The organism is Carboxylicivirga sp. M1479 (assembly GCF_007097485.1).
Taxonomy (GTDB): domain Bacteria; phylum Bacteroidota; class Bacteroidia; order Bacteroidales; family Marinilabiliaceae; genus Carboxylicivirga.
On record NZ_VKDE01000018.1, the window covers coordinates 84,491 to 105,106 of the forward strand.

The following is a 20,616-nucleotide window of genomic DNA, read 5'->3' on the forward strand; positions in this document are numbered from 1 at the left end:
ATGCATATTTTATTCAGTTATTATTTCAACAGTATTATTTCTTAACAGGAATTTGACTTTTAGTTCGCCAGTTTTGGAATTGTAAATTGCACCCTGTTCTTCTTCTTTGTACTTTCTTTTTGATCGTCTTACTTTGAATTTATCTTCTCCAATTTGTATGTTTTTTGTTTTTGAACTAAAGTCATGTATAACAAACTCAATATGTCTGACGGATGGTTTACCTTCATACTCATAACTGATTGGAACTATTTTAAAGGTTAAATTACCTCTGTTGTAGCAATCGAAAGTAATTGTTTCAGATGCAGGCTCTTGATTCAGATCACTCGTAATGCCATCATCTTCATACATGTAACCTCTACCATGCAAAATCCTTGTGTCGTGATAATAATGGAGAGTCAGGTTTTCAGATGTGTATTCATCCATGTTTTGAAATGCTGGTACCATTGGAATAAAAGAGCCAGCCTTAATAAATATTGGTATGGTATTAATATCAACAGGAACATCAATTGTTTGTCCACCAATAACCTTTTCTCCAGAAAAATAATTGATCCAAATGGCATCATTGGGTAGATAAACCTTTTGACTGGTAACTCCCTTTTCAACAACAGGTGATACAAGTATGTAATCGCCCCATAAATAGGTTTTGGTATCATCCAGCAGGGCGGGGTTATTATCAGCATAAAACAAAGGACGCATCATTGGAATACCCATGGCGCTATTTTCATACATTAAAGTGTAATTGTAGGGCATCAATTGGTAACGAAGTTTAATGTAATCGCGTACGATGTTTTTAGTGGAGTCATCCCAAAAAATAGGCTCTGGTGGTATTTCTTCCTGGGCATGGGTTCTAAATATTGGTTGAAATGCGCCATACTGCAACCAACGAGTGTATAGTTCAGCGTCTTTGTAGTCGCCTGCAAAACCACCAAGATCGGAGTGCATATAAGCTAAGCCTTGCATTCCCATTTGCAAGGAAATTTCAACCTGTGATTGCAAACCACCCCATGAACGACTAACATCGCCCGACCAGGGAACTAATCCATAACGTTGCGAACCAATAAAACCTGATCTCATTAAAATGACAGGGCGCTGCTGTGCGAAATCTTGCTGATACCCTTTGAAAATTGTTTTGGCCCATTCGTGTCCATACAAGTTATGCACCTCTTCGGCACTTCCATTAATGTGCATCAGGTCATTGGGGTGAACCTCAGGTTCTCCTAAATCTCCCCACCAGCCATCAACACCGCTTAATGTGTGTTTTTTATAAACGCTCCAAAACCAATTTTGAGTTTCTGGTTTGAAAATGTCCAATAGGGCAGTGGTACCAAAAAAGAAATCAAATATATAAGGATTACCTATTGAATCGGTTCCCAATAAATTTTGTTCGGCGCACTCCTGATATTTACCACTTTCTTTAAGAATAAATGGTTCCGTTATGAGGATGGTTTTAACGCCTTTCTCTTTATTGTTTTGCATCATTTTCTCTGGTTCAGGAAAAGCATCAAAGTCCCATTCTAAGTTTCCCATGTGACCAGTAACATCCGGTCCAAACCAATATAAATCAAGCACAATGCCATCCAAAGGGATGTCATCTTCAATGTATTTATCAATTACACTTTCAACTTGTCCCTGAGAGCGATAGCCCATACGAGAAGATATATTGCCCAGTGCCCAACGAGGTAGCATTGGTTGTCGTCCTGTTAATTCGGTGAAGTTAACAGCTAGTTCCCGCCAATTGTCAGCCGTTACAATAAAGTAACTCATGCGTCCGCCTTTCGTCTCGAACTGTAAAATGTCTTCTTCTGTTTTACCAATGTCTAAAAAACCACTTGCACCATTATCAAAACCTATCATGTATTGTTTCGACGAGATTAGTAAAGGCATGGAATAATACATTAATTCGGCATGAGTTTGATAGCCATAACTGGCTTTGTTGTATAATTCAAGTCGATGACCTCGACGATCCATACCAAGGACGCGTTCTCCGCCACCCATTATTTTTTCATCTTTATCTAAATTAAAGCGAAATCCTTTTGATCCATTTTCATTAAAATAACCTGCTTCTTCAGAGATCAGATACTGCCCTTTGTAATTGTAGGTAATACTATATGGATGCTTGTTGATAATAACACCAATTTTAGTTGTGAGTAGTTGAATTTGCTTATCGTCCTCATCGAATATAACTCTATCAAGATAGGGTTCATCAATTATGGCATTGGATGGAAAAATATGCTTGCTGGTATCGGGTTCAAAAACAATTTCTAAGTTAGAATCTGAATAGGGTGTTATGGTGATTCTACCATCGGATACTTGCATGCTTAATACATTATTCTCGAAATGACTGGAAAGCACCTCTCTCTCTTTGTTTTGCGCTTGAATGCAAAAAAGGCTAAAAAAGGATAATGCGCATATGGCTAAAAGCTTTTGATAAGTCATAATTTAATGTTTTTTGATGAGTGTTCGGGCAATGGTTCGTATGCTTGACAAGTGCCAAGTTACAAATACAGAATGTTATTTGCTTTATAAACTGCTGTAGGGCAATGATTAAATATACGAATGAATTCCTGTGTTTTTAGTGTGTAAGTAATAGATTTAGTGATAGATACAATTGTTGGGGATGGATTTAGGAGTTGGTTCTACATAATGCACTTTTGTCTGTTGTTTAAATTGCAAACGTTTTCGGTGTATGCGCTTTTTGCTGAAGTAAAAACAAGGATATTTCTCATGATATTAAGATTAGTCATTGATAAGATAATTGTGATTAATTGATTTATTTTATCTTAGCGCTTTCAATTATTTAAAGACTAAAAAAATGAGTAAAGTAGTTATTAAGAGTTTTGACGAATTAGAAAAGTTAATAGGTAGTGACCTTGGAATTTCTGATTATCATGAATTTACTCAAGAGCAGATCAACCTTTTTGCTGATGCAACATTGGATCACCAATGGATACATACCGATGCTGGGAAAGCTAAAACTGAATCGCCATTTGGTAATACCATCGCACATGGATATTTAACAATTTCAATTCTTCCGCACCTTTGGAATCAAATTGTAGATGTGCAAAACCTGAAAATGCAGGTTAATTATGGTATTGAAAAATTGAAATTTAATGCACCGGTATTGGTAAATAGCAAAGTTCGCTTGCATGCCAAGGTTAATAATGTGGTTAACCTACGTGGTGTTACAAAGGCAAATATTGGTATTAAACTTGAAATTGAAGGAAATAGAAAACCAGCTTACGAAGGTGAAATTGTTTTCTTGTATCACTTTAATGCCTAGAGTTGTATTTCAAAAATATTCAGAAAGGTGCCCATGGGCACCTTTTTTTTTGTTTAGTAATTTAGGATTGATTTTTTAAGGCGAATTAAGGCTTCTTTCATTTGATTAGTAGCCAGTGAAATGCGGATATACTCCTTGGCGCCAAAAGCAATCCCTGGTATAACAACCACTCCATTTTCTTTTGAGGCTGTATCCATACAAAATGATTTTGTACTAGTACCTACTATCTGATCCAATTTGGGAAAGATGTAAAAACTTCCTCTCGGAAGGTTGTAGGGAATGTTTAATTCTTCGAGTAGTTGAACCACTTCATCTCTGTTGGCTTTAAGTATGCTATTGTATCGACTAATGGTATTTTGTGTTTTGCCTTCAACAACAGGTATTGCAGCATACTGATTAACAGTTGGCGGAGCACTAATTACACTTGCATTGTTAGACGTAAAGGCTTTAGCTAATTGTTTGTTTCGCGTTATTAACCATCCAACACGAAGCCCTGCAACCGCTCCGCTTTTAGAAATTCCATCCGCAACTATTGTGCGATCAAAATATTTCGAGAAGCTTGTGAATGGCGCTCCATCGTACACCAATGCTCCGTATATTTCGTCGGCAATAACATAGCCATTGCTAAGTTTTTTACGAAATAAAGCGCCTAATTCTTCTAAATGATCATTCGAGAATACGATACCTGTGGGGTTAGAGGGCGAGTTAATAATAACGATATCATCAGGCAGTAACATGGCCTCGAGTCCTACTGTATCAATGCTAAAGTCATCACTCAATGGATAGCAATGTACTTCCAGATCAAATTCAGCTGGTATTTTCTTATAAATTCCAAAATGTATTGATGGAATTAGAATTCGTTTAGCACCTAATTTTTTAAGTGTTTTGATGGAGGTGTAAATTGCATTCTGAACACCAACGGTGATAACTACATTTTCTTCGTCGTATATGTGGCCATCTTGCTCCTGTTGTCTTTGTGCCACTGCCATTCGTAATTGTGGTAAGCCTGCATTTTGGGTATACGCTGCACCTCCATTTTTCCAACTATTGCACATGGCTGAATAAATTTGATCGTCAACTTCAAAATTTTTCAGTTCGCCAAGGCCTAGGCTGATGCCTGTGCTGTGTTTAGATTGATTAACTTCTCGTATGGCAGGTAATGGAAAATGTGTGTTTGCTATGCGCTCATCGATATTCATATAGTTGACTTTTTTTGCAAAAATAAGTGCTTTTTGTACAAAAAAAAGAGGGCAACTATAAAAGTGCCCTCCTGAATGCCAATACTTAACTCTGCGGTCTAGTAATTGGGTTCGTTCATTTCGAAATATGCTTGTGAATGTAGGCAGGCAGGACATGTATTTGGGGCTTTTTTACCTTCGTGAATAAAGCCACAGTTACGACACATCCATGTTACTTTTCCATCTTTTTCAAACACTTTACCTTCCTCCAAATTGCTATATAGCTTTCTGTATCTTGCTTCGTGATGAGCTTCTACCTTAGCAATCATTTTAAACGCAACAGCTACTTCTTTGAAACCTTCTTCTTCCGCAATTCTTGCGAATTCAGGATACAATTCTGTCCACTCTTCGTTTTCTCCATCAGCTGCAGCTTGTAGGTTAGCTTTTGTGTCCCCAATAATACCTGCTGGATAACTTGCTGTTATCTCTACCATTCCGCCTTCTAGAAACTTAAAGAAACGCTTCGCATGTTCCTTTTCTTGCTCAGCTGTTTCTAAAAAGATAGCAGAAATTTGTTCTAAGCCTTCTTTTTTTGCTTGTTTTGAAAAATAAGTATAGCGATTGCGAGCTTGTGATTCGCCTGCAAAAGCTTTCAGTAAGTTTTGTTCTGTTTTAGTTCCTTTTAAGCTTTCCATTGTTGTTCATTTTGATGTTTGAAAATATTGCCAGGGTAGCAAAAACAAATATAGTATATCATCATGTTAAATAGTAGGTTTTATGCATTGATCTGCCTTATTTAGGAAGTATCTAAATACTGCTTATTATATTGGATCAAACATATCCTTTGTTGAGCCACATGTAGGACAAAGCCAGTCTTCTGGTAAGCCCTCAAACTCAGTTCCTGGCGGAATGCCATTTTCTTCATCACCCAAATCCGGGTCATAAATGTATCCGCAAGCTAAGCATTTGTATTTTTTTGTTGTTGATTCCGATTTAGATTGGTTTAGTACTTTCTCATCGATATAAGTTGGTGCATTTTTAGGAGCTAAACCTTTTTTAACCTCGTGATAGTGTGCATAAGTTAACGGAGGTTTATTTTCTAACAAATCACTGTCTTCAATTGTGGCAATAAAAACAATGTGAGAGCCAACATCAATCATATTGTTAACCCTACAATCAAACCAGGCTATGGAGTCTTCTTTGACAATAGGTGCTCCGGTAGTGGCTGTTGTGTAACTTATATTTTCGAATTTGTTTATATCCCTCCCGCTTTTGTAGCCAAACAATCCGATAGTTTCCGACTTGGCTTCTTGGTTAAGAACAGATATTGAAAAGATTTTGCTTGATTGGATCATGCCGCATGTGTAATTGTCTTTGCTGCAGCTAATGGCAATTTGTGGTGGTTGAGCCGTCACCTGAAAAGCGGTGTTGGCGATGTAGGCATTGAGTTTGTCTTTGTTTTTTGTAGCAATGATGTAAAGACCATAGCTTAGTTTAAAAAAGGCTTCGATATTCATTTGTTGGGGTTGTTTTGTGAATAATTAAACATCAATTTACTAATTAGCAAGTTAGAATGGAACTGATCGTGTTGTTTGAAGTAGGTGTTAAACTAATTTAGAATCTTTGTAAATAATTAATGGATAACTAATGTCATTATTTCAAGGATTATCTTCATCTATATTTACCTTTGAAAATTCTAATGCATAAATTAGCTTCGTAAGCTAAATATACCGTTTAGTCGCAGGAACTATAACTAAATAATTGTTTGTTATAATGAACAGAATTATTGAAAAGGAGTTTTTTTCAGAAAATGTCGTTCGTCTGGAAATAGATGCTCCACGTATTGCAAAGGCTCGTAGAGCCGGGCATTTTGTAATAGTTAAAATCGGTGATACCGGTGAGCGTATTCCATTAACAATTGCCGCTGCTAACCCAGAAAGAGGAACCATTACCTTAGTTATCCAACGTGTAGGCGTTTCGTCGCGCCGCATTACCGAATTAGAGGTTGGTGATGAATTAACCGATTTGGTTGGTCCCTTAGGTGAAGCAACACATATAGAGAATGTGGGTACTGTGCTAGCTTGTGGCGGTGGAGTAGGGGTTGCACCTTTGCTTCCTATTGTTGAAGCCTTAAAAAAGGCGGGAAATAGAGTGGTAACAATTCTGGCCGCACGCACTAAAGATTTAATTATTCTAGAAGAGCAAATTGCTAAATATTCCGATGAAGTAATCGTTATGACTGATGATGGTTCGTATGGAGAGAAAGGTCTGGTTACTGACGGTATGAAGATGGTGATGGAGCGTGAAAAAGTAGATCAATCAGTTGTGATTGGCCCTGCTATCATGATGAAGTTTGCATCCTTAACAACTAAAGAGTACAATGTGCCTACTGTTGCCAGCTTAAATACAATTATGGTTGATGGAACAGGTATGTGTGGCGCCTGCCGTATTACTGTTGGTGGTAAAACTAAATTTGTTTGTGTTGATGGTCCTGAATTTGATGCTCATCAAGTTGATTTTGATGAGATGCTATTGCGTTTGAATGGTTATAAAGAAATTGAGAAAAACGCTGAACAGGATTATCTAAATAACAAAGACAAATAAATAGTAGTTATGGCTGTTACTAAAGAATTTTTAAAAGAAGAAAGAGAGCAGGCGTGGCGAGTTGATATTCGCAAACTGCTAAAAAATAAAGAGCGTACTGCATTAACTCGCGTACATATGGGCGAGGTAGATGCAAAAAAACGCATTCTATCAAATGTTGAAGTTAATACAGGCTTGACTGAGGAAGAGGCAATGGCCGAAGCTCGCCGTTGCTTGGATTGTCCAGATCCAACTTGTATATCAGGTTGTCCTGTGGAAATCAATATCCCTAAATTCATTAAGCGAATTGAACAAGGCGACGTATTGCAAGCTGCTCAAGTGCTGAAAGAAACCAGTACATTACCAGCGGTTTGTGGTCGTGTTTGTCCGCAGGAAAAGCAATGCGAGGCGCAATGTTTTTACCAGTTGAAAATGAAGAAAGAGCCTGTTGCTATTGGTCACTTAGAGCGTTTTGCAGCGGACTATGAACGAGAGTCTGGGCAAATATCAGTGCCAGAGGTTGCAGCGGCTAATGGTGTGAAGATAGCTGTGATTGGCAGTGGTCCTGCTGGTTTGGCATTTGCTGGAGATATGGCTAAGGCAGGTTATGATGTAACTATTTTTGAAGCCTTACATGAAATTGGCGGTGTATTAAAATACGGTATTCCTGAGTTTCGTTTACCAAACAGTATCGTTGATGTAGAAATCAATAACCTGGAGAAAATGGGAGTGAAGTTTGAAAACAATTTTATTGTTGGACGTACTGCTACCATGGAAGACTTAAAAGAAGAGGGGTTTGAAGGTTTCTTTACGGCAAGTGGAGCTGGTTTACCACGTTTTATGAATATACCTGGTGAAAATTACATAGGAATTCTTAGTTCGAACGAGTATTTAACGCGTGTGAACTTAATGGATGCTGCCAACCCTAAAACAGATACGCCTATTGTTAGTGGTAAAAATGTAGCAGTTATTGGTGGTGGTAACACTGCTATGGATTCTGTTCGAACAGCCAAACGTTTAGGTGCTGAAAGGGCGATGATTGTTTATCGACGCTCGATGGAAGAAATGCCTGCGAGAGTGGAAGAAGTAAAGCATGCCTTGGAAGAGGGCATTGAGTTTTTAAACCTGACAAACCCAACCGAGTATTTTGCTGATGAAACAGGTCGTGTGAGTAAAATGCGTGTTCAGAAGATGGAATTGGGTGAGCCAGATGCATCCGGGCGACGACGTCCGGTTGTTCTTGAGGGTTCAGAATATGATATTGATGTGGATACCGTTGTGGTAAGTGTTGGTGTTTCGCCAAATCCATTAATTCCGAGTTCTTTGCCTCAATTGGAGACTACGAAATGGGGTACTATTGTTGTTGATGAAGAGAAATTGCAAACTTCAATTCCCGAAATGTTTGCTGGTGGAGATATTGTGCGGGGTGGTGCTACTGTGATTTTAGCTATGGGAGATGGGCGTAATGCAGCTGCCGCAATGCACAAGTACTTACAGGATAAACAAAACGTATAAACCCTATATCATGCAAAACTTAGAAACAACATACTTAGGATTACCTATTAAAAACCCAATAGTTGTTGGGAGTTCTGGATTGGCAGCAACTATAGGAGGAATTAAAAAGCTTGCCAGTGCTGGAGCTGCAGCTATTGTTTTAAAATCAGTTTTTGAAGAGGAAATTAAGGCAGAAGCAGAGCAAACAATTGGGCAACAATTAGGAGCCGATGAAAACAACCTGGAGTTCTATGACTACTATGATTATCAGGTGAAGAATGAGGTGCTTGAAAATTACGTTTCTTTAATTAAAGAAGCCAAAGAATCGGTTGATATTCCGATTATAGCAAGCATCAACTGTTCAAGTAGTAGCGAGTGGGTTTCATTCGCCAATAAAATAGAATCGGCTGGGGCAGACGCTATCGAGTTGAATATTTTTAAGTTACCCTTTGGCATAAAAGATGATGCAGCAGAACTTGAGAAAGTGTATTTCGATATCGTTCGTAAAGTTAAGGACTGCTTAAGTATACCTGTTGGAATAAAGTTAGCACCCTATTTTACAAACTTAGGAAGTGTTATTAACCGTTTATCCCATAGTGGTGTTGATGGATTGGTATTGTTCAATAGATTTACTTCTGTAGATTACGATATTGAGAATGATCAAGTGATTACCGGTAAGGTGTATTCCAGTGCCGATGATTACGTTAATTCTTTAAGGTGGATTTCAATTTCATCGGCTGACGCTGGTTGTGACTTAGTTGCCTCAACAGGAGTTCAGGATTATCGTTCTTTGGTAAAAATGTTAATGGCTGGTGCAGCTTCTGTGGAGGTTGTATCAGCAATATATAAAGAAGGTCCAGAAGTGATTGGTGCGATGCTGAGTGAGTTGCAGGCATGGATGGAGCGTAGGAGTTTTACTGGAATTAACGATTTTAAAGGTCGATTAAGTCAAGGTAAATCATCTAACCCCGAAGTGTTTGAAAGAGTTCAGTTTATGCGTTATTTCTCAGGTCATAAACATTAATATAAGCGTTATTGGTTTTTAGTTAATAGGTAAAGGAATACTACAGGCTATTAGCTAAAAGCTAATCACTTATTTCCTCTTTGTTTCTTACTTTTTTATTTCTATCTTTGCGCCCTGATTATTTAAACCTTCTAAAATTAGGAAGATATGTTAAATCGTTATGAAACCGTTTTCATTTTAACTCCCGTTTTGTCTGATGTTCAGATGAAGGAAGCGGTCGAAAAATTCAAAGGCTTGATTGTTGAGGCTGGAGGAAAAATGGTAAATGAAGAAAATTGGGGACTGCGTAAGCTTGCTTACCCAATTCAAAAGAAGTCAACAGGTTTTTACCAGTTGTTCGAATTCGAAGCTAATGGTGACTTTATTACTAAGTTCGAAACGGCATTCCGTCGTGATGAGCGAGTTCTACGTTTCTTGTCATTTAGATTAGACAAGTATGCAATGGCATACGCAGAGAAAAGAAGATCAACTAAAAAAGAAAAAAAGGAGAACTAGACCATGGCACAGAATCAATCAGAAATCAGGTATCTTACTCCTCCATCAGTAGAGATTAAGAAAAAGAAGTACTGTCGTTTCAAAAAGAACAAGATCAAGTATATCGATTACAAAGATCCTGAGTTCTTAAAGAAATTTTTAAATGAGCAAGGTAAAATTTTACCTCGTCGTTTAACTGGTACATCTTTGAAGTATCAAAGAAAAGTTTCGCAAGCAGTTAAGCGTGCACGTCATTTGGCCTTGTTGCCATACGTAACCGATTTGATGAAATAAGAAAAAGGAGGATTTACGATGGAAATTATTTTAAGAGAAGATATTCAGAATCTTGGCCATAAGAATGACATAGTGACGGTAAAGAATGGTTACGGACGTAACTTTTTGATCCCTCAGGGACTTGCTATTTTAGCAACTCCTTCAGCCAAGAAAGTACACGCAGAAAACTTGCGTCAGAGAGCTCATAAAGAAGAGAAAATCAAGAATGAAGCTCTTGAAGTCGCTAAGACACTTGAAGGTAAGTCATTTACTATCGGTGCTAAGGCTTCAACCACAGGTAAGATTTTCGGTTCAGTAAATACTATTCAAATTGCAGAATCTTTAACTAAAGCTGGTTTTAGCGTTGAACGCAAAAACATCTCTATGAAAGAAGATGCAAAAGAATTAGGTACTTACAATGCAACTGTGAAGTTACACCGTGAAGTTAAGGTTGACATCTCAATTGAGGTGGTTGCCGAATAACAATTTTATTAATCTCGGATAGATTATAAAAAACATTTTTCAAACAGACATAAACCACCATGGGGACATGGTGGTTTTTTAGTACCCTAAATTTAGGCGCAAAAAAACTCCCACATGTAAATGTAGGAGTTGGTTTTATGTGTCGTCGCTTACTTAACGGCGATAGTCTCAATCTCTACCATTACACTTAATGGAAGTTCTTTAACTGCAAATGCAGCTCTTGCTGGAGGATTCTCTTTGTAATAAGAGCCATAGACTTCATTCATAGCAGCAAAATTACTCATGTCGCTTAATAAACATGTTGATTTAACAACATTAGCAAAGGTATAACCTGCTTCTTCGAGAATGGCAGCAATGTTTTTCATTACCTGCTCAGTTTGCTCTGTAATACCACCTTCTACAACTTTACCTATTGCTGGGTCAACAGGTACCTGTCCTGATATGTATAATGTGCCATTAACTTCGATAGCCTGACTGTATGGACCAATTGCACCTGGTGCCTTAGTTGTTGAAATTACTTTTTTCATCTTAATTAGCTTGTTTAAAGGATTAATTATATGTGTTAATAAAAACTATCGTTGTCACGAGGGTGGTTGCGTTTTTCGTACTTTAAGTCTTGTAGCATGCTTGAATTAACGCGTATGGTAAAAAAGTAGGATTTGTACCGACCAACAGGAACGAGGTTAAAATTCATACTCCAACAGTGTAAATCTCGGCTAATACCTATGTTTGTATGAGCAATTTCTTGCCTGTCAAAACTATAACCCGAGGCAAAATTTATTCGCCATTTGGGTGTTAAAGATAAATTACCGTTTAGGTTAATGTCCGATGTGACCTTAAAGTCGTAGTCCATCTTCTCTTTATTGAATTCTCCCCTATTAAGTCTGAATGAGTAGTTAAGAGAAATGTTCCAGGGGATTTCAAACTTTGCATAGCCGTCATCTCCCATTTCAAAATGAGCATTGCTGCCTTCGAATGCTGCCTGAGGATCAAACTGTTGCTCACCCATAGGATCGGGTGGTAAAGCGTTAGGATCTTCTTCTATATCATTAGGGTCGGTATTGCTTTTTTTATCTTTTTTCTTAAAGGTGTCAGAACCAAAATTTAAACCAAAGCTTAGGTTTGCACTCTCTAATCTTAGTAACTTGCCTTGTTGAGCAAAAACACTCTCGTTAACTCTTATTGGCTGACCAGTGCTAGTGGTGTCAATTGCATATGGGTCAAAGCGAGCGCCAAAATTCACATTGGTTCCAAATAACTTCGTACGCCCAGTCATGTTAACTGGTTGCCAGTTTAACGAATCAGCTAAGAAGTTGTAGCTCGTGCTGAAGTTTAAACTTTCAATTATTTTGAGTTTTTTAAATCCTGTGGTGTCTTTATCGCTTTTAACTTTCATTTCGAGCGTGTTGCCTAAGCTCATGCTCATTGAACCAGACTTTCCACTCCCGGGAGTACCATATAATGAACCTTCGTAGTATGAATAGTCGTGTCGGATAACTTCATCTCTTTCCTCATCATAATATTCAAACCAATCGTAATAGCCGTATCGGTCATCTCCAAAGTCAGGCCTGTACGACATCGAAACAGAAGGGGTTGCCACGTGGCGGATTGCATCTACTTTATCGCCAAATAGCTTGCGCCAAGGCTTAAAAAAGGTATATATTTTTGTTGATGTTCCTGCACTAAGGCTGTAGTCGTAAACTCGGTTAAAGCCAGTTATAGTATCTGTATTTACAATTGAATTGGTTTCTTCGTCGTACCCTTGTTCAATCTTGTTCAGGTACCAGCGCTCGGTATAGTTGAAAGAGGGTGTTACTGTAAAGTGTTTTAAGAACTTTAGGTTCATTGCTACCGGAATGCTGTGTTTAGCACCATTTTTCCATTGCGAAATTAAGCTTTCGCCATCTATTCCTAAATCAGACTCTTTAGCGTGTACATAGTTTTTAAGATTACCCGTATATGAAAGGCTGATCTTTTCAAACATATTCTCTTTTGTGCCAACTTTATTTTTCTTTTTAAACGGATAGAAGCGGTTAACTGTGAATGTTAAATCAGGAACAGTCAAATCAATCGTCGTATCTCTACTGTTTTGCGAGTGTAATAAACTCGCTGAAAAGTTGTAAGGTTTGCCAGCCCATCGTTTACTGTACGAAATACTAGAGCGTTTTGTATTGGTAGAGATGTCGTTATTAGCTGGGTTATATAAGTTATTAATGTTGTTCTGGTCAAAAGAACTGGTAGAAAAATTAACGCTCGCCGAAAAAGTTTGATAAGGGTTGGCCTTTGGATCTTGGCGATGGGTCCAGTTTATAGCCATGTCTTTTGTTTTACTATAGTCTGGTAAATCTTTTTCACTATAAATATTAACGAGGTATTGAAAGTTAAATCGTCCACTGTATTTATATCGATTCTTATAGTTCGTACCTGTTCTAATTGCCCAAGAGCCGTTGGTGAAAATATCTCCTTTAACGGTGAAATCAAAATAATCATTAGCTGCCCAGTAATACCCACCTTCGGTTAAACCAAAGCCACGTATTTGCTCATCTCTGTATGATGGAAATAAGAAACCAGAACTATAAGAACTGGTAGAGGGTATCATGGCAAATGGTATGGCAATAGGGAGCTTTACATCTTCAACAACTAAATAAGCGGGGCCTGTAATGGTTTTTTTACCAGGAATAACTTTTGCTTTGGTTAGGTTAAGGTAAAAGTGAGGGTGATCGTGGTTATCGCATGTAGTGTATTTGGCGTGTCTCATGCAATATGAGTCATCTTCAATCTTTTTTGCTTTGCTTCCTACCACAAACCCTTCTCCTTGTTCGGTAACAATGTGCTCTATTATTGCTTTTTCAGTTTTGAAATTATATTTCATCCTGCGCATAGTGTATTCTCCGCTAGGATCGGTAAACACTGGGAGTCCAATTTCAGTACCTGTTGAATCCACAGTTCCATAGGCAAGTGCGGTGCTGCTATCCATGTCTAAAATAATGGTATGAGCCTTTAGTAGTACGTCTTGATAACTCACTTCTGCATTGCCATAAAGAAACATTTTCTTTTCAGGGTAAAGGGTAGAGTTAATTGAGTCCGTTGCTTTATAGCTTACTTCAGCATCAATCATGAATGAACCTGTTTGTGCCTGAGTGCTATCAATTGCAATTTCCTGCGATACTTCCTGAGTAGCCTGTATGGTATTTTGGCCCTGTACAATGGAAGAAAATATTGTGAGACTCCAAATAAATATCGTTAAAACAATTATTTTGAGCGCGTTGTATGCTTTAGATTGTGTAAGTGTCAAAGTGGTATTTTTTTCAAGCGTCCACAAAAATAATTAAAAAATACGCACAACTGCTGTCGTGTCTAAAAATATGCCAATGAATTGCTTTTTTTATGTGTGTATAATTTTCCTATTTTTGAACTGTAATACAAAGTAAAAGTATGACAATTTATTCATTAAAGACACGTCTTGGGTTTATCCTATTAATCGGCGTTTTATTACTTTTTAACAACTCGGATGTTTTAGCTCAAGAGGCAATGCGTTTTAAAACCGTTGTTATTGATGCAGGACATGGAGGAAAAGATCCAGGAGCAGTTGGTAAAATATCTAAAGAAAAAGATATCGTTTTAAATGTGGCTTTGCAGTTGGGAAGCTATATTGAAAAGAATATGCCTGATGTGAAAGTTGTTTATACACGAACAAGCGATGTCTTCATACCGTTAAATAAAAGGGCTGAGATTGCCAATGAAAACAAAGCGGATTTATTTATTTCCATCCATGCGAATGCCATATCAACTTCAAAAATTCATGGAGCTGAAACTTTTGTTTTAGGTTTGCACCGAACAAAAGAGAACTTAGAGGTGGCTAAAATGGAAAACTCTGTGATTGTGCTCGAAGAAGATTACACAACAAACTATGAGGGTTTTGATCCTAATTTGGCAGAGTCGTACATTATTTTTGAATTGATGCAAAATATCCATATTGATCAAAGTATATATATGGCTTCTATTCTACAATCTCAATTTAAAAATCGTGTTGGAAGACGCGATAGAGGTGTAAAGCAAGCTGGTTTTCTAGTTCTTAGAAAGGCAACCATGCCAAGTGTCCTGGTAGAACTTGGATTTTTAACGAATCAGGCTGAGGAAAAGTTTCTAGCATCCAAAGATGGTCAAACATATTTGGCCTCTGCTTTATATAGAGCCGTAAGGGATTACAAGGAAGAGTTTGATTCCAAGAGTAAGATGGAAGATATTGCTAAGTTAGCACTGGAAAGAGAGGAAAACTTGGTTCAATACCGTATTCAAATTGCTTCTTCAAAAAAGGCTATAAAGCAAGGAGCAAACGTTTATAAAAAGTTTGATGATATCTGGATGTATAAAGATGGAGGATATTATAAGTATACAACTTCGTGTAGTTCCGACTATCAAACTATCGTTTCGTCATTAAATAGTGTAAAGGATAAAATTGCAGATGCCTTTATTGTGGCTTTTAAAGGCGACTCAAAAATATCTGTATCTGAAGCCCGTAATTTTCAAAGACAGCAGCAATAGCTTTTGCTTTGCTTGCATTTTTACTAATTTGCATACTGTTGCTAGTCAATTTAACCAATTAGCTAATAATGAAGAAAGAAATCAAAGTAGGAATAACTGTATTTGTTGCTTTCCTGATATTAATTTGGGGTTTTAACTTTTTAAAGGGTCGAAACATATTAGAAGTGGGAACTTCTTATTACGGTGTTTATGATCGAATTGACGGCTTAACCAAAGCGAGCCCTGTATTCTTCAGAGGTTTTAAAATTGGATCGGTGCGTGATATAGAGTTTCATCCTAGCGAACCAAATCGTTTTTTGGTAACATTTGCCTTGTTTGATGAAATAAATATACCTGCTAACTCTAAAGCTCAAATTTATAGCCTGGATCTAATGGGTTCAAAAGGAGTGCAGTTTATAAAAGGAAATAGTGATGTTTTGTTAGCAGTTGGTGATACCATGAATACTTCGGTTATGGGTGATTTGGCCGATAAAATGAGTATGGAGGTTTTGCCATTAAAAGATAAGACTGAGCGGTTAATTGTAAAGTTGGATACTGTATTAACTAATATAGGAGTGTTATTTAGTGAAGAAAAAGGACGCTTCAAATCAAGTATGCGTAATTTAGATCGATCACTTCATCATTTTGAATCCATAAGTCGCAATTTGGCAAATAAGCTAGAGAAAGATGGTGAAGTTTCAATGATGCTACAGCGCACAGACTCCATACTTGCTATGATGACGGCGCAAAAACCTCATATTGATACCACATTCTCCAATTTGGCTTCATTTTCTCAGCAACTGGAAGATTCTCAAATCGACGAAACAGTTCAGCAACTAAAATTGGCCCTTGGGAGTGCGAATGCTTTAATGGATAGTATTAATGCAGGTAAAGGTTCGATGGGGCAGTTTATGACCAATGAAGAGCTCTATCATTCATTAAATGATGTGAGCGATAACCTTAATCGCTTACTAATCGATTTTCGTCATAATCCAAAGCGTTATGTCTCATTTTCAGCTGTTAATATGGGTAAGAAAGTGGTTGTTAGTGAAAATGCGTATGGAGTCGGTGGCATTGTTTATGAAGTTGTAATTAAGGAATCAAAACAGGCTGAAGAATTTGGTAAAGAAGTACTTAATGGTAAGTATAAGGTCTATGAAGATTATCGAAAATCCACATATATTTATTCACTAGGTCAAGTATCTGATTTTGACGAAGCGATGGAAATATTAGATGAAGTTAAAGAAATTTATGACGAATCTAAGGTTGTTGCATTGGAAAATGGGGTGCCTATTAGTCTTAAAAAAGCTCTGAAAAAGCAAAAGTAAATATTATGCATACTGTTAATAAATAAGAGGAGATATTTTTTTTGCTTTTTTTATCGCTCTAACTCTATTTTGTCTCAAAACGTTTAATTACAGTGGTTTTGCGCTGTTGACTGAAAGTTGTCCGAAAGTTATAGTGTGTTGATTCATAGGGTTTTAGTGTGATTATTTTTAAATGCTTGATTTCTAGATATCAAATCGTTTTTATTATAATGTCAAGTCTTTTTAAGTTTTTTTTTCATTTTTTTTTTCACAATTTTTGTTTTCGCATTTATAGTAGTTAGCAAACATAATATTAAAGGAAAGCAAAAGAATGGAAGTCGATTACAATAAAATTTGGGGTAATTGTTTAGGTGTTATAAAGGATAACATACCTCAAATTAGCTACCAAACTTGGTTTGAACCAATTGTTCCAGTAAAAATTGAAAAGGACGTTTTGACTATTCAGGTTCCAAGTCTTTTCTTTTATGAGTATTTGGAGGAACAGTACATAGACCTCTTAAGTAAAACACTTCGTAAAGAATTAGGAGGAGAAGCTAAGTTAGAGTACAATGTTGTAATGGATAATGCCCATGTTGCTAACCAACAGCCGTACACGCTTAATTTTCCAACGAGCAATAAAACGGATTTACGTAATCGTCCGGTAAGTGTTTCGCAGCAAGAAAAGCCTGACATTAGAAATCCATTTATTATTCCTGGAATTAAACGTTTGAGTGTCGATCCTCAATTAAATGGCGATTATAATTTTGACAATTTTGTTGAGGGAGAGTGTAACCGTTTAGCAAGAAGTGCTAGTTTAGCGGTTGCGAAAAATCCTGGTAAAACGGCCTTTAACCCGTTGTTTTTATACGGTAACTCTGGTTTAGGTAAAACGCATTTGGCTCAGTCGATTGGTATTGAGGTCAAAAGAAACATGCCTGAAAAAACCGTGTTGTATGTAAATGCCAATAAGTTTCAAACGCAATTTACTGATTCAGTGCGAAATAATTCGCAAAACGATTTTCTGAATTTTTATCAGATGATTGATGTGTTGATTATTGATGATGTTCACGAATTTGCAGGAAAAACAAAAACACAAAATACATTTTTCCATATTTTTAACCATTTGCATCAGTCTGGGAAGCAATTGATTCTAACAAGTGATAAGGCACCTGTTGAATTACAAGGGCTGGAAGATCGCTTATTATCACGTTTTAAGTGGGGGTTAGCAGCTGATCTTCAAATACCAGATTTTGAAACGCGTGTATCAATTCTGAATAAAAAGATATACAAGGATGGTTTAACTGTACCTGAAGAGGTGGTGTATTATATTGCGAGTAATGTCGTGAATAATGTACGAGAATTAGAAGGAGCATTGATTTCTTTATTGGCTCAAGCCACATTAAATAAAAAGGAAATAACCTTTGATACTGCCAAGCAAATAATTGATAAGCTGGTAAAGAAAACGAGTAAGGAAGTATCTATTGATTCTATCTCGCAAACGGTTTGTGATTATTTTGGTCTTGACTTAGATATTCTGCAATCAAAAACTCGTAAACGTGAAATTGTTCAGGCGAGACAAATAGCCATGTTTTTTAGTAAGGGACTAACTAATTCGTCTTTATCAACCATTGGTGCTAAAATTGGTAAAAAAGACCATGCTACAGTGTTGCACGCTTGTAAGGCGATTAATAATTTAATTGAAACGGATAAGGATTTTAAAGGTCAAATAAAAGAGATTGAAGCACAGCTGAAATCTTAAATAACATTTTTATTTTCTATAGCATAAAGACATCCAATTTTTGGGTGTCTTTTTTTTATATTTTTGAGAGCATCTTAAATATGATTTCAAACAAATATATCCAATCAAAACAAAAGTTATGAAACAATTATTTTGTGGCTTGTTAGCGATTATTGTGCTGGCAAGTTCTTGTCAAACTAAAAGTACAGAAAGTATGAATCCTTTCTTCTCTGAGTACAATACGCCTTATCAAACACCTCCTTTCGAGCTTATAAAAGTGGAACATTATATGCCAGCTTTTGAAAAAGGGATGAAAGAGCAGGAGCAAGAAATTGAAAGCATCGTTAAAAATAAAGAAGCAGCTAATTTTAATAACACAATTCTATCCTACGATCGTTCAGGAAAGTTGTTGAATAAGGTTAGTTCAGTGTTCTTTAATATTCAAAGTGCCGATAATAGTGACCAAATTCAAGCTATTGCGCGCGATGTTACGCCTCTTCTTACGAAGCATTCGGATAATATTTCGATGAATATGCAGCTGTTTAGTCGTGTAAAGTCTGTTTATGACCAAATGGAAGCCTTAGGTTTAACGGCTTCTCAAAAACGTGTTACTGAAAAGTATTATAACGATTTTGTTAGAAATGGAGCTGAATTGCAGGGGGCTGATCAAGAACTTCTTAAAAAATACAATGAAGAATTATCGATGCTACAATTGAAATTTAGTGAGAATCAATTAGCTGAAACCAATAAAAATTTTCAGTTGGTGGTGGATAATGAATCTGATTTAGCAGGATTGCCTGATGGGGTAATTGCAGGTGCTGCTGAGGTAGCAAGCGCTAATGGATTAGAAGGTAAATGGGTTTTTACTTTACAAAAACCGAGTTTAATTCCTTTTTTACAATATGCCGATAACAGGGATCTTCGTGAAAAGATCTATAAGGGCTATTTCATGAGAGGGAATAATGGTAATGAATTTGATAATAAGGAAATAGCTCGAAAAATGGCAATGATTCGCAGTGAGCGTGTTAAATTATTGGGTTTTGAAACACATGCTGACTATGCGATAGATGTCAATATGGCTAAAACTGCTGACAATGTTAATGATTTCTTATTGAAGCTTTGGAATCCGGCTTTGAAAGTTGCCAAGCAGGAGTTGAAAGAGATGCAATCGATAATTGATCGTGAGGGCGGAAATTTTGAACTTCAATCATGGGATTGGTGGTATTATGCCGAAAAGCTAAGAAAAGACAAATATGACCTGGATGAGTCGGAAATAACGCCATATTTTCAGTTAGAAAATGTGCGTGATGGTATGTTTTGGGTTGCTAAAGAGTTATATGGAATTTCTTTCACTAAGGTTAATAATGTGCAGCTTTACCATACTGATGTAGAGGTTTTTGAAGTTAATGAGGCTGATGGTAAGTACATTGGTTTGCTTTACCTTGACTATCATCCAAGGTCGAGTAAGAGTCCTGGTGCATGGCAAACGAGTTTTCGTAATGCTTTAACTATTGATGGAGAGAAAGTGGCGCCTTTAGTATCGGTTGTTTGTAATTTTACAAAGCCAGCTGGCGATATGCCAGCATTATTAAACTTCGACGAAGTTAGTACGCTATTTCATGAGTTTGGCCATGCTCTTCATGCACTTTTTACAAATGGAGAATACAAACGTACAGCAGGTGTTGTTCCACAGGATTACGTGGAGTTACCATCTCAAATTATGGAAAACTGGGCGGCTGAACCTGATGTAATGCGTAATTATGCTCGTCATTATAAAACAGGCGAGGTGATTCCTGATGTTCTAATAGAGAAATTGCAGCGAAGTGGTCATTTTAATCAGGGTTTTGTAACAGTTGAATATTTGGCCGCTTCACTATTGGATTTAAAATGGCATGGTTTAACAGCTGGCGAAGTGATTAACGATACAGAGGCTTTTGAGGCAGAAGCTATGACTGATATTGGTTTGATTAAAGAGATCATCCCTAGATATCGCACAACTTATTTTAGCCATATTTTTAGTAGTGACTATTATGCTGCTGGATACTATGTATATATTTGGGCAGCAGTTTTAGATTCTGATGCTTTCGAGGCTTTTAAGCAAAGTGGAGATATCTTTAATAAAGATTTGGCACAGAAGTTTCGTCAGCATTGCTTGTCTGAATGTGGTGATGATGAGGGCATGGTTCAGTATGGTAAATTTAGAGGGCAAGAGCCATCGCTAGAACCATTATTGAATAAGAGAGGATTGAACTAAGTTT

Annotated in this window: 17 protein-coding genes; 11 read left to right on the forward strand and 6 right to left on the reverse strand. The window is 37.0% G+C overall.

Annotated features, from left to right (window positions below):
• Positions 1 to 9: 9 nt before the first annotated feature.
• Positions 10 to 2,436, reverse strand: coding sequence for a TIM-barrel domain-containing protein (locus FNN09_RS12285; protein ID WP_143302658.1), 2,427 nt, complete (start codon positions 2,434 to 2,436; stop codon positions 10 to 12).
• 376 nt (positions 2,437 to 2,812) lie between these two features.
• Between FNN09_RS12285 and FNN09_RS12290 the strand changes: the two genes are divergently transcribed.
• Complete coding sequence (locus FNN09_RS12290; RefSeq protein WP_143302659.1) at positions 2,813 to 3,280, forward strand: MaoC family dehydratase; 468 nt, start codon at positions 2,813 to 2,815, stop codon at positions 3,278 to 3,280.
• A gap of 53 nt (positions 3,281 to 3,333) precedes the next feature.
• On the opposite strand, the gene FNN09_RS12295 is transcribed toward FNN09_RS12290, so the two are convergent.
• The 3 genes from FNN09_RS12295 to FNN09_RS21580 form a co-directional block, all read right to left on the reverse strand.
• Positions 3,334 to 4,479 carry a pyridoxal phosphate-dependent aminotransferase gene (locus FNN09_RS12295; RefSeq protein WP_185968979.1) on the reverse strand — a complete coding sequence of 382 codons (1,146 nt, stop codon included), beginning with the start codon at positions 4,477 to 4,479 and terminating at the stop codon, positions 3,334 to 3,336.
• 98 nt (positions 4,480 to 4,577) lie between these two features.
• Complete coding sequence (rbr, locus tag FNN09_RS12300) at positions 4,578 to 5,153, reverse strand: rubrerythrin (RefSeq protein ID WP_143302661.1); 576 nt, start codon at positions 5,151 to 5,153, stop codon at positions 4,578 to 4,580.
• Between the two features lie 126 nt (positions 5,154 to 5,279).
• On the reverse strand, positions 5,280 to 5,975 hold the full coding sequence (locus FNN09_RS21580; protein ID WP_143302662.1) for a flavin reductase: 696 nt from the start codon (positions 5,973 to 5,975) through the stop codon (positions 5,280 to 5,282).
• A gap of 256 nt (positions 5,976 to 6,231) precedes the next feature.
• On the opposite strand from FNN09_RS21580, the gene FNN09_RS12310 reads away from it, so the two are divergent.
• From FNN09_RS12310 to rplI, 6 genes are all read left to right on the forward strand, one after another.
• Complete coding sequence (locus FNN09_RS12310) at positions 6,232 to 7,062, forward strand: sulfide/dihydroorotate dehydrogenase-like FAD/NAD-binding protein (RefSeq protein WP_143302663.1); 831 nt, start codon at positions 6,232 to 6,234, stop codon at positions 7,060 to 7,062.
• A 9-nt stretch (positions 7,063 to 7,071) separates the two neighbouring features.
• Positions 7,072 to 8,556, forward strand: a complete 1,485-nt coding sequence (gene gltA / locus FNN09_RS12315) for an NADPH-dependent glutamate synthase (protein WP_143302664.1) — start codon at positions 7,072 to 7,074, stop codon at positions 8,554 to 8,556.
• Positions 8,557 to 8,566: 10 nt separating this feature from the next.
• The gene (locus FNN09_RS12320; RefSeq protein ID WP_143302665.1) at positions 8,567 to 9,559 is read left to right on the forward strand and encodes a dihydroorotate dehydrogenase-like protein; all 993 of its coding nucleotides are present in this window, start codon (positions 8,567 to 8,569) and stop codon (positions 9,557 to 9,559) included.
• 147 nt (positions 9,560 to 9,706) lie between these two features.
• Positions 9,707 to 10,054: a 30S ribosomal protein S6 gene (gene rpsF, locus FNN09_RS12325; RefSeq protein ID WP_143302666.1), complete on the forward strand. Its 348-nt coding sequence runs from the start codon at positions 9,707 to 9,709 to the stop codon at positions 10,052 to 10,054.
• Positions 10,055 to 10,057: 3 nt separating this feature from the next.
• A complete protein-coding gene (gene rpsR, locus FNN09_RS12330; protein WP_143302667.1) occupies positions 10,058 to 10,327 on the forward strand; it encodes a 30S ribosomal protein S18 in 270 nt (89 codons plus the stop codon).
• An 18-nt stretch (positions 10,328 to 10,345) separates the two neighbouring features.
• Positions 10,346 to 10,789 (forward strand): 50S ribosomal protein L9, encoded by a 444-nt coding sequence (rplI, locus tag FNN09_RS12335; RefSeq protein WP_143302668.1) that lies wholly within the window; start codon positions 10,346 to 10,348, stop codon positions 10,787 to 10,789.
• A gap of 149 nt (positions 10,790 to 10,938) precedes the next feature.
• On the opposite strand, the gene FNN09_RS12340 is transcribed toward rplI, so the two are convergent.
• A complete protein-coding gene (locus FNN09_RS12340; protein ID WP_143302669.1) occupies positions 10,939 to 11,316 on the reverse strand; it encodes a RidA family protein in 378 nt (125 codons plus the stop codon).
• A gap of 35 nt (positions 11,317 to 11,351) precedes the next feature.
• Entirely contained in the window at positions 11,352 to 14,084 is a 2,733-nt protein-coding gene (locus FNN09_RS12345; protein WP_143302670.1) for a putative LPS assembly protein LptD, read from the reverse strand.
• Between the two features lie 140 nt (positions 14,085 to 14,224).
• Here FNN09_RS12345 and FNN09_RS12350 point away from each other — a divergent pair, with 140 nt between their 5' ends.
• The 4 genes from FNN09_RS12350 to FNN09_RS12365 all read left to right on the forward strand — a co-directional run bounded on the left by FNN09_RS12350 (position 14,225) and on the right by FNN09_RS12365 (position 20,612).
• Positions 14,225 to 15,334 carry an N-acetylmuramoyl-L-alanine amidase gene (locus FNN09_RS12350; protein ID WP_143302671.1) on the forward strand — a complete coding sequence of 370 codons (1,110 nt, stop codon included), beginning with the start codon at positions 14,225 to 14,227 and terminating at the stop codon, positions 15,332 to 15,334.
• 68 nt (positions 15,335 to 15,402) lie between these two features.
• Complete coding sequence (locus FNN09_RS12355; RefSeq protein WP_143302672.1) at positions 15,403 to 16,641, forward strand: MlaD family protein; 1,239 nt, start codon at positions 15,403 to 15,405, stop codon at positions 16,639 to 16,641.
• Positions 16,642 to 16,951: 310 nt separating this feature from the next.
• Complete coding sequence (dnaA, locus tag FNN09_RS12360) at positions 16,952 to 18,379, forward strand: chromosomal replication initiator protein DnaA (RefSeq protein ID WP_143302673.1); 1,428 nt, start codon at positions 16,952 to 16,954, stop codon at positions 18,377 to 18,379.
• 118 nt (positions 18,380 to 18,497) lie between these two features.
• Positions 18,498 to 20,612: a M3 family metallopeptidase gene (locus FNN09_RS12365; protein ID WP_143302674.1), complete on the forward strand. Its 2,115-nt coding sequence runs from the start codon at positions 18,498 to 18,500 to the stop codon at positions 20,610 to 20,612.
• Positions 20,613 to 20,616 lie beyond the last annotated feature (4 nt).